1 protein-coding gene is annotated in these 1,270 nt (G+C 67.6%); it reads right to left on the bottom strand.

Features of this window, described 5'->3' with window-relative positions; translation table 11 throughout:
• Positions 1-1,270, bottom strand: a 1,270-nt coding sequence (locus ACZ4D5_RS43450) for a condensation domain-containing protein (protein ID WP_467778076.1), incomplete at both ends; no start/stop codon positions are given.

Consider the following 1,270-nt stretch of genomic DNA (forward strand, 5'->3'; position numbering starts at 1 on the left):
ACCCGCTCACCCTGCCAACCAGCCAACAACTCCCCTCGCTCCTCGCCGGACAACACCTCCAACTCACCCACATGACAATCAGGATCCGCCACCACAGCCGACAACAACCGACCGAACCGCTCAGCGATCCCCTCGACCGTCACCCGGTCGAACAAATCAGTCGCGAACTCAAAACCACCCTCCAGACCAGCCGGCACACCCTCACCGTCAAACCGCTCCGCAAGCCCCAACGACAGATCGAACTTCGCCGCGTCACCGTCGCTCCATTCCGTGCTGAGCGAGAGTCCTGGGAGCCGCAGGTCGGACTGGCGCTGGTTCTGGAACGCGAGGGCTACTTGGAAGAGAGGGTTCCGGGCCATCGAACGGACCGGATTGAGGACCTCCACGAGGTGCTCGAACGGCACGTCCTGATGGGCGTACGCGGCCAGGTCGGTCTCCCGCACACGGTCGACCAGTTCACGGAAGGTGGGGTCACCGGACAGGTCGGTGCGCAACACCAACGTGTTGATGAAGAACCCGACCAGATCGTCGAGCGCCTCGTCCGTGCGGCCCGCCACCGGCGAGCCGATGGGGATGTCGGTGCCCGCGCCGAGCCGCGACAGCAGCGCCGCGAACGCCGCCTGCACCACCATGAACACACTGGCGCCCGACGCACGCGCCAGCTCCGCGAGGCCCTTGTGCAGCTCCGCGTCCAGCGTGAATGTCAGGCTGTCGCCACGATAGGAGGCGACGGCGGGGCGACGGCGGTCCGTGGGGAGCGGCACCTCCTCGGGGAGATCGGCCAGTTGTGTCCTCCAATAGGCGAGTTGCCGGCTCAGCAGGCTTTCGGGATCGTCTTCGCCGCCGAGCAAGTCCCGCTGCCACAGGGCGTAGTCGGCGTACTGCACCGGCAGCGGCTCCCAGCCCGGAGCACGGCCCGTGGTGCGCGCCTCGTATGCCTGCGCCACGTCCCGCGCCAGCGGCGCCATCGACCAGCCGTCACCGGCGATGTGGTGCAGCACCACCACCAGGACGTGCGTGGCGTCGTCCAGAGCGAACAGCCGAGCGCGCAAAGGTACCTGGGTGGTGAGATCGAATCCGCACGTCACCTCGGCCGAGACGAGCTCCGCCAGCGTCTCCTCCGTTGCCTCGGTGACGTCCAGGGATAGGGCGACTCGCTCGCTGTCGACGACTGTCTGGAACGGCACGCCGTCCGCACTCTGGGGAAACACGGTGCGCAGTGATTCGTGGCGTTCGACCACGTCGAGGAGCGCCGCGCCCAGAGCCTCCC

The organism is Streptomyces sp. NPDC025651, from assembly GCF_055558735.1.